Source organism: Kitasatospora sp. NPDC056138 (assembly GCF_042264695.1).
In the GTDB taxonomy this organism is placed as follows: Bacteria; Actinomycetota; Actinomycetes; order Streptomycetales; family Streptomycetaceae; genus Kitasatospora.
The window spans coordinates 40400-55023 of record NZ_JBHJVK010000017.1 but is presented as its reverse complement, the minus strand read 5'-3'; the positions used below and the strand labels follow the sequence as shown (position 1 = coordinate 55023).

General features: G+C 72.8%; 12 protein-coding genes, 1 pseudogene and 1 riboswitch. Of the genes and pseudogenes, 9 read left to right on the top strand and 4 right to left on the bottom strand.

The window, feature by feature from the left end:
• Positions 1–396: 396 nt before the first annotated feature.
• The 4 genes from ACFC1R_RS13680 to ACFC1R_RS13665 all read right to left on the bottom strand — a co-directional run bounded on the left by ACFC1R_RS13680 (position 397) and on the right by ACFC1R_RS13665 (position 4476).
• Complete coding sequence (locus ACFC1R_RS13680; protein ID WP_375937656.1) at positions 397–1698, bottom strand: MFS transporter; 1302 nt, start codon at positions 1696–1698, stop codon at positions 397–399.
• Positions 1695–2504: an LLM class F420-dependent oxidoreductase gene (locus ACFC1R_RS13675; RefSeq protein WP_375937653.1), complete on the bottom strand. Its 810-nt coding sequence runs from the start codon at positions 2502–2504 to the stop codon at positions 1695–1697. The genes ACFC1R_RS13680 and ACFC1R_RS13675 overlap by 4 nt, the downstream gene beginning before the upstream one ends.
• Positions 2505–2611: 107 nt before the next feature.
• Positions 2612–3631 (bottom strand): zinc-binding dehydrogenase, encoded by a 1020-nt coding sequence (locus ACFC1R_RS13670; RefSeq protein WP_375937650.1) that lies wholly within the window; start codon positions 3629–3631, stop codon positions 2612–2614.
• Positions 3632–3792: 161 nt separating this feature from the next.
• Entirely contained in the window at positions 3793–4476 is a 684-nt protein-coding gene (locus ACFC1R_RS13665) for a DUF402 domain-containing protein (RefSeq protein ID WP_375937647.1), read from the bottom strand.
• Positions 4477–4789: 313 nt separating this feature from the next.
• Positions 4790–4920, top strand: a riboswitch (FMN riboswitch).
• 285 nt (positions 4921–5205) lie between these two features.
• On the opposite strand from ACFC1R_RS13665, the pseudogene ribB reads away from it, so the two are divergent.
• From ribB to ACFC1R_RS13620, 9 genes and pseudogenes are all read left to right on the top strand, one after another.
• A pseudogene (gene ribB / locus ACFC1R_RS13660) lies at positions 5206–5859 on the top strand (3,4-dihydroxy-2-butanone-4-phosphate synthase); the annotation flags it as partial.
• A gap of 232 nt (positions 5860–6091) precedes the next feature.
• A complete protein-coding gene (locus tag ACFC1R_RS13655) occupies positions 6092–6334 on the top strand; it encodes a phosphopantetheine-binding protein (RefSeq protein WP_045300947.1) in 243 nt (80 codons plus the stop codon).
• A gap of 3 nt (positions 6335–6337) precedes the next feature.
• Positions 6338–7594: a hypothetical protein gene (locus ACFC1R_RS13650; RefSeq protein ID WP_375937643.1), complete on the top strand. Its 1257-nt coding sequence runs from the start codon at positions 6338–6340 to the stop codon at positions 7592–7594.
• 67 nt (positions 7595–7661) lie between these two features.
• Positions 7662–8927, top strand: a complete 1266-nt coding sequence (locus ACFC1R_RS13645; protein ID WP_375937640.1) for an MFS transporter — start codon at positions 7662–7664, stop codon at positions 8925–8927.
• 9 nt (positions 8928–8936) lie between these two features.
• The gene (locus tag ACFC1R_RS13640; protein WP_375937637.1) at positions 8937–9806 is read left to right on the top strand and encodes an isocitrate lyase/phosphoenolpyruvate mutase family protein; all 870 of its coding nucleotides are present in this window, start codon (positions 8937–8939) and stop codon (positions 9804–9806) included.
• 41 nt (positions 9807–9847) lie between these two features.
• Positions 9848–10669: a transketolase gene (locus tag ACFC1R_RS13635; RefSeq protein ID WP_375937634.1), complete on the top strand. Its 822-nt coding sequence runs from the start codon at positions 9848–9850 to the stop codon at positions 10667–10669.
• Positions 10653–11585, top strand: coding sequence for a transketolase family protein (locus ACFC1R_RS13630; RefSeq protein ID WP_375937631.1), 933 nt, complete (start codon positions 10653–10655; stop codon positions 11583–11585). Before ACFC1R_RS13635 ends, ACFC1R_RS13630 begins: the two co-directional genes overlap by 17 nt.
• Entirely contained in the window at positions 11582–13321 is a 1740-nt protein-coding gene (locus ACFC1R_RS13625) for a thiamine pyrophosphate-binding protein (RefSeq protein ID WP_375937629.1), read from the top strand. Before ACFC1R_RS13630 ends, ACFC1R_RS13625 begins: the two co-directional genes overlap by 4 nt.
• On the top strand, positions 13314–14618 hold the full coding sequence (locus tag ACFC1R_RS13620) for a condensation domain-containing protein (RefSeq protein ID WP_375937626.1): 1305 nt from the start codon (positions 13314–13316) through the stop codon (positions 14616–14618). The genes ACFC1R_RS13625 and ACFC1R_RS13620 overlap by 8 nt, the downstream gene beginning before the upstream one ends.
• The last annotated feature ends 6 nt before the right edge of the window (positions 14619–14624 follow it).

Sequence of the window (14624 nt, the reverse complement as noted above, 5' to 3'; positions counted from 1 at the left end):
AACGCCGAGACGGCCCCGGTCGCCGTCACCGCCTCCCAACTGCCCAGCAGCAGCAGGCCGAACACCAGCGGCGGCAGCACGGCGGCCGCCCGCCCGGCCGGGCGCCGGTCCGCCGCCGCTCTCGCGGGCCGACCGGTCCCGGACGCGACCGCCGTCGCCCGCGGGATGCGTGTCATGCTCTCCGGCTGTGGCACAGCTGCTCCGTTCGTTTCCCGTGCGGTGTGGTGGGGATTCCCCGTGCGGTGGGGTCTTCCCGTGCGGTGGGGATTCCCCGTGCGGTGGGGATTCCCCGTGCTGTGGGGATTCCCCGTGCTGTGGGGATTCCCCGTGCGGTGCGGTTGATCCGGGCGACCCGTCGGGCCGGGCCGCCGGTGGCGGCGGACCGGGTGCGCGGTGTCATGTCGCCTTGGCCGAGCGCCGCAGCAGGAGTGTGACGGCACAGACCAGCACGGCTCCCGCGGCGAGGGCCAGCCAGCCCGCGCTGGTGCCGGTGGCGGTGACCACCGCGATGCCCACCGGCGGACCGGCGGCCGTTCCGGCACTCCAGGCGAGCGAGGACAGGGCGCTGCCCCGGCCGAGCGAGGCCGGGCCGGACAGCCGCACCAGCAGCGGGAAGAACGCCGAGGAGTAGGCGATCTCGCCGAGCGCGAAGAGCGCCGCGAAGACGACCAGCAGCGCGGTGCGGACCGGGCCGGTGCCGGCGGCCGTCGCCAGTGCCCCGGCGCCGAACGCCGCGCACCACAGGACCGGTGCCGCGACCAGCGCGGTCGCCTCCACCAGCCGTTCCAGGCGCGCGCCGACCGGGTGCTGCAGGACGAGCAGCGCGAAGGCGTTGCAGGCCGTCACCGCGCTGACCCCGGTCAGCCCGATGCCCATGCCGTGGTGCAGCAGCAGCGGGACGGTGGCCTCGATCTGGGTGAATCCGACTGCTGCCAGCAGGGCCTGACTGAGCAGCAGCAGGGCGAGCGGGCGGCTGCGCAGGAGTTCGCGGTAGCGGTCGCCGCCCTGCGGTGCCGCCTCGGCCCCGGGATCGTCGGCGGGTCCCGCGCGGCGTCGCCGGTGCACCACGAGGAAGACCGCGGCCAGCGGCAGCGAGGCGGCGGCGCTCACCTCGTACAGCACCCGCAGCGTCGCCGCGGAGCGGGCGGCGTCGGCGACCAGCAGGCCGCCGGCGGCGGCCCCGAGTCCCATGCCCACGTTGGTCATGACGTGGCGCAGCACGAAGGCGCGGCGCTGCCGGGCGGCCGGGACCAGGGCGGTGACCACCCCGGTGATCGCCGCGTACTGCAGGCCGTAGCCGATGCCCGCGAGCACGCCCGAGGCCAGCACCGGGACGCTGCCGTGCGCCGCGCCGAGCAGCGCGTAGGCGAGCACCAGGGCGGACGTGCCGACGGCGCCGACCGGGGCCGCGCCGCCCCGGTCGGCCCTGGGGCCGCCGATCACTGCGGCGGCGCACCCGGCCACGGCCATCGCGACGAAGTACCGTCCGGCGCCCGAACCGCCCAGTCCCAGCTGGTCGCTGATGTAGATGCTGGTCAGCGGGAAGATCAGGCCGATACCGGCGCTGGACACCAGCAGACCGGCCATCAGGGCGTGGAACAGGCCGCCGAGGCGGTCCGCCGCCGGCCCGCCCCCGGGCCGCACCTCGCCGCCCGGGGTCGTGCCGCGCTCCCGGCCGGTTCGCCGGGTACGGCTCACTTCGCCGCCAACGCGTCGCGCAGGTCGAGGAGTTCGCGGACGGGACCGAGGTCGAAGGGGCCGGGGACGGAGACGATGATCTCGGTGGCACCGGCCGCCGCGAAGTCGCCGGCCAGACCGGTCTGCGGGACGTCGATCATGACGGTCCTGGCGATCTCACGGGGGTCGCGGCCGACCCGCTCGCACCACTCGTCGAGCAGCCCGCTGCGCCAGCTGAACTCGGCCACCGGGTCCTCGGAGTTCCAGCCGTACCAGTTCCACATGTCGGCGTACCGGGCGACGGCCGCCAGGGTCCGCTTCTCGCCGCCGCCGCCGATCAGCAGCGGCAGCGGGCCGACCGGCGGCGGGTTGAGGCGGCCCAGCCGGTCGCGGATCGCCGTCACCGCCGCCTCGAAGGCGTCGATCCGGGCGCCGGGGCCGGGGAAGGGGTAGCCGTACTCCTGGTGCTCCTGCTCGAACCAGCCGGCACCGACGCCGAGTACCAGCCGGCCGCCGCTGAGCAGGTCGACCGTCCGCGCCTGGTCGGCGAGCAGGTGCGGGTTGCGGTAGGCGGTGCAGGTCACCAGCGAGCCGATGGTCGCCTGCCGGGTCTCCACCGCCATCGCGGCCAGCAGCGACCAGCACTCGTAGTGGGCGCCCTTGGGGTCACCGGTCTGCGGGATGAAGTGGTCCCAGGTCCACAGCGAGTCGACGCCGAGGGCGTCGGCCTCGCGCCAGGCGGCCCGCAGGTCGGCGAGTTCGCAGTGCTGCGGGTGGAGTTGGGCACCGATCCGGAGGGCGGGTCGGGTCGCGGGGGTGGTGGTCATCCGTGGTCTCCTGGTGCGGCCGTGCGGAAAAGTTGGCTCGGGGCCTGCGGTCGGACTCTGCGGCGGGTGGGCCGGCGGGATCCGCGGCGCGGGCCGGCGGGGTGCGGTCAGCGCGGCTCGACGAAGACCCGGTAGGCCGGCGACCCGGAGCTCTCGGCCAACGCCTTCTCGACGTCGGCCAGTTCGTGGCGCGAGGTGACCAGCTGGGCCAGCCCCTCGGCGAGCACTCCGCTGCGCAGCAGGGCGGCGGCGGTCCGCCAGTCGGCCGGCTCCTGGCTGTAGGAGCCGGTGACGGTGAGCTGGCGGCGGTGCACCTCGTAGCCCGGCAGCGCGGCCTCGGGGGCGTCGTGGGAGCCGCCGAACAGCACGAGGCGGGCACCGTCAGCGGCCGCCTCGAAGGCGGTGGCGATCGCCTCCGCGGACGCTATGGTGACGAACACCACGTCGGCGCGCGGAAGTTCGGTGACCTCGTCGGGCGTCACCGCGTGGTCGGCACCGGCCGCGAGGGCGGCTTCCCGGCGTGCGGCGTCGGTCTCCACGACGGTGACCGTCCGGGCCTGGTGGTGCTGGGCGAGCAGTTGGTGGAGCCGGCCCATGAAACCGCCGCCGACCACGGTGACCCGGTCGTCCGGGCGGAAGGCGGCCCGCCCGAAGGAGTGCACCACGCAGGCGAGGGGCTCGCCCATCGCGGCGTGCAGCGGGTCGGCGTCGCCGACCCGCCAGGCGTGCGCGGCCGGGACCTTGACGTACTCCGCCAGGCCGGCGCCCATGGTGATGCTGCCGTCGGGCAGCAGGCCGCCCTGCGGCGAGGCGCAGACGGCGCTGTTGCCGCCGCGGCAGCTGCGGCAGGCCCCGCACCGGGTGAGCAGGTCCAGGGTGACCAGGTCGCCGACGACGGGCGCGTCCTCCAGGGCGGCCGCCCTGGCCCCGACCCGCTCGATCCGGCCGGAGACCTCGTGTCCGGCGGCCACCGGGTAGACCGGCATGGTCCCGGTGTAGAGCTTGGCCTCCATGGTGCACAGGCCGCAGGCGGAGATCCGGACCAGGACGTCGTCCTCGCCCATCTCGGGCAGCGGGGTCTCGCGGATCTCCACGGTACCGGGGGAGGTCACCAGTGCTACGCGCATCGGTCGTTCCTTTCGTGGTGCTGTGCAGTGCGGTGCGAGCGGTCCGGGGACCGCCCTGGCGGCGTGGGGGGCCGCCGCACGCCGGTCCCGGGGCCCGCGCGGCCGGCCGGTGCGGTCGAGCGGTGCGCAGGGCCGCCCGGAGTCGGCGCGGCAGTCCCCGGTCAGTGGGCGGGCGCGTCGGCGGCGGGCGCCGCCCGGGGCACCGCCCAGGCGGCCGGCGGGCTCCAGCGTGACCAGTCCTGGTCCCACCAGGGCTCGCCCCGGTCGAGCAGCTCGGCGACCTTGGCCCCCTCGGCGCGGACGGCGGCGGCCTCCTCGGGCGTGAAACCGCCGCTGCGGGCACGCTCCTCGAACTCCTCGACGTCCTTCCAGCGGTACGGACCGCCGTCGGCGGGCACCCAGAGGTCGAGCTCGTGGTCGAGGGTGTCGAAGCCGTCCGGCGTACGCCGGTACGGGTCCTGGAAGTTGACGTACCATCCGGAGAACTCACCGGTCGCGTCGTCGCGGAACACCCAGACGGCGTAGGCGTCGCCGGGGCGCTGGAGCTGGAGGACGCCGTGGCTGCGCCAGTGGGCGGCGACGTCGCGCCAGGGGTGCGGCCCCCAGCGGAAGGGGCCCTCGCCGAAGGTGAGCGGCGTGCCGCGGGCCAGGTACACCGCGAGCAGGTCGGAGCGGTCGGCGACCACCCGGACGGGGTAGCTCAACCAGGTCCTGCCGTCGAGGACTTCGCGACGGAGGACGACCTCTCCGGATGCGAACCGGCCGGGTTCGCGGGCGTCGGCGCGAGCGCGGCCGCCGTCGGCGGGCATGGCTTCGCCCAGTGTGGCTCGGACGTTCTCAGGCATCGGTGTGACTGCTCCCCCGTGTCGCACCCGGCTGACACTCGGCAGTGGAGTGCCGACTCGCCGGAAGTACCGCCCTTTGCCCGTCAACCCCCTTCCCCGATCTCAACGATCCGCTGATTCGAGGTCTTACTGACGGGTAGGCGGCGATGATTCGGATCGTAGTCACAGCCGCACGGCGCGGGCAAGCCCCCCGAACGGCGGAGTTGACACCCCCACCGATCGGCGCGTGACACAGGCCACACCACCCGGGATTTGCTGATGGCTTGTCAACATCGTGACGTGTATGCAAGGTTAACCAGAGTTATTACGACGTTTGCGCACTCCGGGGTCGGTGCAATTCCGAACCGGCGGTTACAGTCCGCGACCCGACCGCAGCCAGCGGCCGGTTGACCAGGTGAAACTCCTGGACCGACGGTGAAAGTCCGGAAGGGAGGCAGTGCGCGGCGGGCAGGGTTTCCGATCTGTGCGAGCGTGCCGCCGGTCCTCTCGAACCGCGCCGTCCCGACCAGCACGGTCGCCAACTCCCCCTGCACGCCCTTCCTCCCGTGTCCCGGCAGTCCGCGCCCCGAGCGCGAGGAGACCGATGGGCCGCCCGCCCGGCAGTACCGCTGCCGGCCCTTGTGCCCCGCCCGACCGGCCTGGCCCGGTCGACGGCCCGGGCCAGGCGTGGCACCCGTTGGGTTCGCGCTCCGCGACGAGTCCCTCCCAACGAACCGAAGGACCACGGGCATGACCACTGCCGATCCGATCACGCACCCGACCGCCTCGGACGAGTCGCCTCTCGATTCCATCGAGTACGCGGTCGCGGAGATCGCCGCGGGCCGTGCGGTCGTCGTCGTCGACGACGAGGACCGCGAGAACGAGGGCGACATCGTGTTCGCGGCCGAGCTGGCCACCACCGAACTGGTCGCCTTCGCCATGAACGAATGCCGGGGCCTGCTCTGCGCCCCCATGCTCGGCGAGGACCTCGACCGGCTGGAGCTGGAGCAGATGGTCCGTCACAACAGCGAGAGCCACCGCACCGCCTTCACCGTCTCGGTCGACGCCAGAGCAGGCATCAGCACCGGCATCTCGGCCGCCGACCGGGCCCTGACCATCCGCCTGCTGGCCGATCCGGCCGCCACCCCGGACGACTTCGTCCGGCCCGGCCACGTGTTCCCGCTGCGGGTGCGCGAGGGCGGCGTGCTCGCCCGGGCCGGCCACACCGAGGCCGGAGCCGACCTGTGCCGGCTCGCGGGCCTGCGCCCGGCCGCGGCGGTGTGCGAGATCGCCAACGCCGACGGGACCATGGCCAGGCTTCCGGAGCTGCGCCACTTCGCCCGCCGGCACGGCCTGGCGCTGATCTCCATCGCCGACCTGATCACCCACCTGAAGCACGCCGAGGGATTCGCCGGCGCAGGCATGGTCTGACCCCGGGCCGGACCACCGGCGACCGAGCGGGGACCCGGCCCGAACCGCCCCACGGCGGGGCGCGGGCCGGGCCCTCCGGCCGCCGTGCCCGCGCATTGACACGCGCTCGGACGAATTCACCAGAAGTTCGAAAAAGCTTTGACAGTACGACAGCGAACATCTAATACTGATATGCGGTCACAAGCCGAAGGGGGATGATCAGATAATGTCCGACAAGGACGTCACCGAAACTCTCAGGGAGATCTGGGAAGAGGTCCTCGGCATTCCCGTCGACGATGTCGATGCCGATTTCTTCGATCTCGGCGGGGATTCACTGCTGGCGCTCGCGATTTCCACCCGCGCCATCGAGTCCGGCCTGACCATGCCGCGGTCGGCGGTCCTGCGCCGCAGCACGCTCAGGCAGCTCGCCGAGGCGGTCGAGGACCCTCAGCTGTTCGATCGCGTCTGACCCATGGCGATCGTCGTCGTTTACGACCAGGGCGCGGCCTCGCCGCGCGAGATCATAGGTCGGCTGGGCGGCTCGGAACCCGTGGTCGTCGCACTCGCACCGTCCGAACACGCCCAGCAGGTCGGGCCGTTGTTCGAGGAGAACTGCGCCGGCGTGGTGTCCCTGGCGGACACCGACGAGGCGGTCGTGGCCCTGCTCCGCCGGTACCCGGTCAAGGGCATCCTGACCTTCAGCGAGCGCATGCTCCCCGACACCGCCAGGCTCGCGGAACTGCTCGGCCTGCCGTACAACTCACCAGAGACGGTCCGGGTGTTGACGGACAAGGCGGCCCAGCGCCGGTGCCTGCGGGAGGCGGGGGTGGACTCCGTACGGAGCGCGGTGGTCACCACCCCCGGGGGCGGGCCGGCCGCGCTGGCCCTGACCGGACTGCCCGCCGTGGTCAAGCCGGTGCGCGGCGAGGGCAGCCGGAACACCGTCCGGGTGACCGACGCCGGGCACGGTGCCGCCGTGATCGAGGAGTTCCTGCGGACCGAACCGGCCCTGATCGTCGAGGAGTTCCTCCAGGGCGCCGACTGCGCGCCGTTCGGGGACTACGTCTCGGTGGAGAGCGCCGTCACCCCGGAGGGCGTCTGCCACTACGCCGTCTCCGGGAAGCTCCCGCTGGCACCGCCGTTCCGCGAGTCGGGGCAGTTCTGGCCGTCCCAACTGCCGCCGGAGCAACTGGCCGAGGTGGTGTCGCTGACCGACCGCGCACTGCGGGCACTGGGCGTCACCCACGGCCTGACCCACACCGAGATCAAGCTGACCCCCGCGGGACCGCGCCTGATCGAGGTCAACGGGCGGCTCGGCGGGGAGCAGGCCGAGCTGGCCAGGCGCGCGGTGGGACTCGACCTCGTCGCGCTGGCGGGCGAGATCGCCCTCGGGCGGAGTGTCAGCCTGAGCCCCGTCCGGCCGGACCGGGTCCACTTCCAGCACTACACACCGGGCCCGACCGCCCCGGCCAGGGTCGAACGCGTCGACGGCGCGCCCGCCGTCCGGGCCCTGCCCGGCGTCACCAGCTACCGGCCGGCCGTACGGCCCGGCGCCGAGCTGGCGGGCGGGACCAGCACCACCCTGCTCGACCTGCTGTGCGGCTCGGCCGCCGACCACGAGGAGATGATCGCACTGCTGGAACAGGCGGTCGACCAACTGGCGTTCGAGTTCACCATCGACGGGCGGCGTGTCCTGCGGACCGCCCGGGACCTGCTCCTCAACCCCTAGGCCCGCCCGGCCCGTCCGTCTTTCTGACGATCAGTCACCTCTGCGTGCCACTACCCCGGGAAGACCCATGCCTACCCTCCGCACGGCCGCCACCGGCCTTCTGCGAGACCTGATCCCGGCGCCCGGCGCCGAGCGCCGGATGGGCGTGCTCACGCTCGCCCAGTCACTCGGCACCGGCCTCTTCCTGACCTCCAGCGCCGTCTTCTTCACCAGGACGGTCGGCCTGTCCGCCGACAGCGTCTCGGTGGCCATGTCGATCGCCGGTCTGTGCGGCTTCCTCGCCACCATCCCGGGTGGCCGGGTCGCGGACCGGCTCGGCGCGCGCAGGCCGCTGGCGGCGAGCTACGCACTGCTCGCCGCGCTCTTCGTGGCGTACGGATTCATCGACGAGATCGGCGAGTTCACGATCGTCGCGTGCGCCATCGCGGTGTGCGAGACTGTCGGGAGCCCGCTGCGCGCGGCCCTGACCCACGCCCTGTTCGGTTCCGCACGCTCCGCAGGTGTGCGGGCCAGGATGCGCAGTCTGTACAACCTGGGCTTCACCGGCGGTGCGGCGCTGGCCGGCGCCGCGCTCGCCACCGGCTCGCGGAGCGCCTTCCTCCTGGTCCTCACCGGCAACGCGGTGCTCCAACTGCTCTGCGCCGTCATCACCGTACGGCTCCGGCCGGCCGGCCCCGAGGTGGCCGGATCCGGGGCCGGGAGGTCCTGGGCGGCGTTCAGGGACGGCAGGTTCCTGCTGGCCACCGTGGTCAGCGGGGTCCTGGAGCTCTTCCAGCCGGTGCTCGCCGTCGGCGTGCCGCTGTGGGTCGTCAACCGGACCCATGCGCCGGTTGCCCTGGTGGCGGCACTGACCATCGTCAACACCGTGCTGGTGGTGCTGCTCCAGGTCGCCGCCAGCAAGGGCTCGGACACCGTGTCCGGCTCCGGCCGGCTGCTGTTGCGGTCCGGCCTGCTGATGGCGCTCGCCTGCGGCATGTTCGCCGCCTCGGGCAACGGCACCGGCACCACCTGGGCCGTCGTACTGCTCATCACCGGGACGGCCGTGATGACCCTGGGCGAGCTCGCCCAGTCGGCCGGCGGCTGGGGACTGTCCTTCACCCTCCCGCCCGAGGGCCGGATGGGCGAGTACCAGGGCGTGTTCGGCCTCGGCCGGGGTCTCCAGCAGTTCTTCGGACCCGCGCTCGTCATCATGCTCCCGCTCGGCATGGGCACCTTCGGCTGGCTGATCCTGGCCACCGTGTTCCTGCTCGCCGGCCTCACCGCCCACTGGGCCTTCGCCCGTGACACTCCGTCGGAGCTACCGGCCCACCCAACCCCCACTCCTTCACCGTAGGAACGCCAGTTGAGTCTGAACATTCACCCCAGCTACCCGTCGTTCCGCAGCGTCATGGCGGAGCACCCCCTCACCCGGATCGCCGGAGCGCACTCCGCGCTCGGCGGCCTGATCGCCGAACAGGTCGGCTTCCAGGCCGTCTGGGCGTCGAGCTTCGAGATCTCCGCCGCCCGGTGCCTCCCGGACGCCAGCCTCCTCAGCATGACCGACTACCTGGAGGCGGCGGCCAACATACAGAAGGCGCTGACCGTCCCGGTGGTCGCCGACTGCGACACCGGCTTCGGCAACAGCATGAACGTCGCCTACATGGTCGCCGAGTACGAGCGGGCCGGCATCACCGCGGTCTGCATGGAAGACAAGATCTTCCCGAAGATGAACAGCTTCGCCGCGGCCGCCCACACCCTGCTCGACGCGGGCGACTTCGCCCACAAGATCGAGACCGCCAAGAAGGCCCAGCGCAGCGAGGACTTCTTCGTCATCGCCCGCACCGAGGCCATGATCAGCGGACTCGGCGTCGAGGAGGCGCTCAAGCGCTGCGCCACCTACGCCGACGCCGGCGCGGACGCCGTGCTGGTGCACTCGAAGAAGGCGACCAAGGACGAGGTCCTCGAGTTCCTCGACCAGTGGGACAACCGGCTCCCGGTGGTGGTCGTGCCCACCACGTACCCCGACTGGCACGCCGACGAGGCCCACGCCGCGGGCGTCTCGGCCGTCATCTACGCCAACCAGGGGCTGCGCGCCACCATCACCTCGCTGCGGACCACCCTCGGCTCGATCTACCAGACCGGCCACTCGGCCCACCTGGAGGACAGCATCTCCGAGGTCAAGGACGTCTTCGCGCTCCAGCGGCTCAACCAGTGGCAGGAGTTCACGGCCTGACGGCCTGCGTTCCCCCACCTCCCCACCGAAAGGACCAACTCTTGTCGTCGCAAGACGTGGCGCTGGTGCGCCGTCAGGCGGCACGGGCCCGGGCACTCGCGCTGACCACCGTCAGCACGGCCGGTACCGGCCACATCGGAGCCGACCTCTCCGCCATGGACATCCTCTGCGCACTGCACTTCAGCGTGCTGCGCGGCGGGCCCGAGGACCCGGACCGGGACCGCTTCATCCTCAGCAAGGCCCATGCGTCGGCCGCCATGTACAGCGTGCTCGCCCTCAAGGGCATCCTGCCCGAGGCCGAGCTGTCGACCTACGGCGGCGCCGACTCCCGGCTGAGCACGGTGGTCTCCACCCGGGTGCCGGGCATCGAGTTCAACACCGGCTCGCTCGGTCACGGCCTGTCGCTGGGCGCGGGCGCCGCGCTCGCCGCCCGGGTGCAGGGCTCCGGGCGCCGCACCTTCGTGCTCACCGGTGACGGCGAGCTCCAGGAGGGCAGCAACTGGGAGGCCGCGATGCTGGCGGCGTCCCGCAAGCTGAGCAGCCTGGTGGTGGTCGTCGACCGCAACCTCGCCCAGAAGGGCGCCAGCACCGAGGACATCAACGCGCTGGAGCCGCTGGAGGACAAGTGGCGCTCCTTCGGCTGGGGCGTGCGGACCGTCGACGGCCACGACGTCGAGGCGCTGCTGGACGTCTTCCACGGGGCACCGCTGGAGGAGTCCAAGCCGACCTGCGTGATCGCCTCGACCGTCAAGGGCAAGGGCGTCTCCTTCATGGAGCGCAACCTCGAATGGCACAGCCGCCGGCTGACCCCCGACCTTCTCGACCAGGCACTCCGGGAGCTTGAGCATGGCATCGACGCCTGACTGCGCCACCGCCTTCTCGGCCGCGCTGCTCGAACTGGCGCGTACCGACGAGCGGATCTGCATCGTCAACAACGACTCGGCCGAGACCCACTCGGCCCTCGGCTTCCAGTCCGAGCTGCCCGACCGCTTCGTGGACGTCGGCATCGCCGAGCAGAACCTGGTCGGCGTCGCGATCGGCATGGCCAACGCGGGCCTGCGCCCGTTCGTCTACTCGGCCTCCTGCTTCATGACCTCGCGGGCCCTGGAGCAGATCAAGAACGCCGCCTACACCAACGCCAACGTGGTGTTCTGCGGCTTCGTCAGCGGCCTGGCGTACGGGGCGCTCGGCGGCACCCACCACGCGGTCGAGGACCTCGCCTGGATGCGGGCCATCCCCCGGATGACGGTGCTGGCACCGGCCACCCCGGTGGACACCGTGGCCGCACTGCGCGAGGCCCTGACCCACGACGGGCCGGTCTACATCCGGATCGTCAGCAAGCTGGACACGCCCGAGCTGTTCCCCGCCGACCACGGCTTCGCCTACGGCGGCTCGGTGCAGCTGCGGGAGGGCGACGACGTCACCCTGGTCGGCACCGGCCTGCTCACGGGCCGCCTGGTGGAGGCCGCCGACCTGCTCGCGGCCGACGGCGTGAGCGCCGGCGTCCTGCACCTGGGCTCCGTCCAGCCGATCGACGCGGAGGCGATCGGCCGGGCCGCCGCCCGGACCGGCAGGCTCGTGGTGGCCGAGGACCACGTGCTCAACGGCGGTCTCGGCGGCGCGGTCGCCGAGACCGTGGTGCGCACCCACCCGGTGCCGGTGCTCCAGATCGGTGTTCCGAACGAGTACGCGCCCATCGGCCCGGCCGAGTTCCTCTACGAGCACTTCGGTCTGACCGCCCAGGGCATCGCCAAGCGGGTAAGGGAGTGGCTGGCATGACGGTGCGCGTGGCCGACTACGTGGCCTCCTACCTGCATGCCCTCGGAGTCCGCACCTGCTACAGCCTCTCCGGGACCGGCTCGATCCACCTCGACCAGGCCTTCACCCAGCAGCCCGGTCTGGTGAGCATCTGCGCCCGGCACGAGACGGCGGCCGCACTGATGGCGACCGGCGCGGCGAAGCTGACCGGCAGTCTCGGGGTGGCACTGGTGACCAGCGGCCCCGGCGCGGTGAACGCGCTGGCCGGGCTGGTCGACGCCTACGCCGACGGCGTCCCGGTGCTGGTCGTCTCCGGCCAGGTCGAGACCCGGCACATGGACGACGGCGCCCGCTCGTTCGGCGTCCAGGGCTTCGGCGTGGTGAACAGCGCCCGCAGCATGACCAAGTACTCCGCCGTGGTGGAGCGCGCCGCCGACATCAAGGTGCACCTGGACGAGGCGGTCCGGCACGCCCTGGAGGGCCGCCCGGGACCGGTCTGGCTGGACATCCCGCTCGACGTGCAGGCCGCGGCGATCGACCCGGACACCCTGCAGAGCGCCCTCCCCGCGACCGGGGAGCCGCGCGGGGCCGGCGCCCGGCAGACCGCCCGGCAGCTGATGACCATGCTGCGCTCCGCCGAGCGGCCGCTGATCGTGGCCGGACAGGGCATCCGCCAGGCCGACGCGGTGAAGCCGTTCCGCGAGCTGGTCGAGCGGCTGGGGGTCCCGGTGGTGACCTCCAGGCTGGGCACCGACCTGCTGCCCTACGACTCGCCGTACTGCTTCGGCCAGGGCGGCATCCGCGGGCGGCTCTACCCCGGGCTGATCATGGGCCGCTCGGACCTGGTGATCTCGCTCGGCTCCAGCCTGTCCACCGCCTTCGTCGGTGAGGACGCCGATGCCTTCGACCCGGAGGCCACCGTCGTCGCGGTCGACATCGACCCCTCGCAGCTGACCAAGAAGGGCGTCCGGGTGGACTTCCCGGTCTGCATGGACGTCGGCCAGCTGGTGGAGGCCCTGCAGGCGGAGGCCGCGTCGGCGGTCGTCCCCGGTACCCACCAGGAGTGGCTGGCCGACTGCACCCGGCTCAAGGAGGCCCACCCGACGGTCGGCGAGAGCCGGCCGGGCGCGCCCATCAACTCCTACCGGTTCATCGACCGGCTGGAGGCCCAGACCGGACCGGACCACGTGTTCGTGGTGGACACCGGCAGCGCCTACTACGTGACCGGCCAGACCCTGGAGTTCACCGCCTCCCAGCGGGAGATCACCTCGGCGGCGTTCCTGAACATGGGCGCGGCGGTCCCGATGGCGGTCGGCGCCGCCTTCGCGCAGCCCGACGCCCAGGTGCTGGTGATCGTCGGCGACGGCGCGATCGAGCTGAACATCCAGGAGCTGGCGACCATCAGCCAGTACGGGCTGGACATCAAGGTGTTCGTCCTCAACAACGGCGGCTACGCCTCCATCCGCGAGTCGGCGGCCGCGCTGTGCGAGGGCCCGGAGCTGCCGGAGCCCGAGACCCTGGACTTCCGGGCGGTCGCCACCGCGTTCCGGCTCCCCTACCGCACGCTGACCCGGGTCGACACGCTCGACGGCGACATCGCCGCGGTGCTGGCCGAACCCGGGCCCGCACTGGTCGAGGTCATCTGCGACCCCGACCAGCAGCTGCTGCGCCCGCTGCGGGCCGACGGCGGAGTCCGCGCCCATGACGGGGCGTCGGTCGTCCGGCTCGCCCCGGAGAGGGAGTTGAACCATGCGTGAGACCCTGCAGGCCTCCTGGAACCACCGCCACCGGCTGGGCCAGACCCGGGAGGACGCCGAGCGCGGGGTGTTCAACCCGCACCACAGCACCCTGCCGCTGAAGCTCCACGGACCGCTGGACCTCGACGCGCTGAACCGCGCCTGGCACGCCATGCAGCAGCGCCACCCGGTGCTGCTGAGCGGGTTCGACACCGACGCGGCCCTGTGGCACGTCGGATCGGCCGAGCCGCAGGACATCGTGCGGCTGGCGGCCGGCGCGAGCGAGGACGACGACCTGGCGGCGGTCCGCGCGGCCGTGATCGAGCCGTTCGACCTGGAAAGCGGGCCGGTGTCCCGGCTGGTGGTGCTCCCCCGTTCGCCGGAGGAGACCTACTTCGCCATGGTCACCGAGCACCTGGTCAGCGACGGCTGGTCGCTGAACGTCCTGATCCGGGACCTCGCCGCGCTCTACGGCCGGGAGTCCGGCGCCCGGGTGCCGGACCTGCCGGCGATCGAGCTGCCGTTCCAGGAGTACGTGCGGCGGCAGAACCTCGCCGTCGAGTCGGCGGCCGGTCAGGCCGCGCTCACCCGGGTGGCCGCCCGGCTGGAGGGCATCGGCGCGATCCCGGCCATGCCGATCGACGGGTTCACCGGCGCCTCGGACATCCGCTACGAGGAGTACGGGGAGTTCACCCGCCGGCTGCCGCAGCAGCTCTGCCGTGACCTGACCGCGGCAGCCCGCCCGCTGCGGATGACCGGGCTGAACCTCATGCACGCCGCGCTCCACCAGGCGCTGTTCCAGCTCTCCGACCGGCCCACGGTCGCCACCACGCTGTCCACCGCCAACCGGGAGCTGCCCGGCCTGCACCACACCGCCGGCTGGTTCGCCAGCAAGACGGTGCTGGCCAGCGAGCCCGGCCGGTTCCCCGTGGCGCGCGACTACCTGCACCACTTCCGCGAGCGGGTCCTGACCACCCTGGACGACAGCGACCTGCCCTGGCCGGCGCTGATCGACCGGATGGACCCGGAGTCGGTGGGCCGGCAGGCCAAGGTCCCGTACGTCACCTTCAACGCCCGCCCGATCGGCATGCGCCGGACGGTCGGCGAGATCGCCATCCCGGGGGTCAGGACCTCACCGCTGCGGGTCTCGGTGGGCTGGCACGACGCCGCCATCGCCACCTTCTGGGACGAGGACGAGGACGGGATCACCGTGTCGGTCATGTTCAAGACCGACTGGTACTCCGCCGCCGACGTGCTGGCGCTGTGGAACACCGTCGACACCCTGCTGCACCGGTGGGCCGCGGAGCTGCGCCCGTGAACGGCG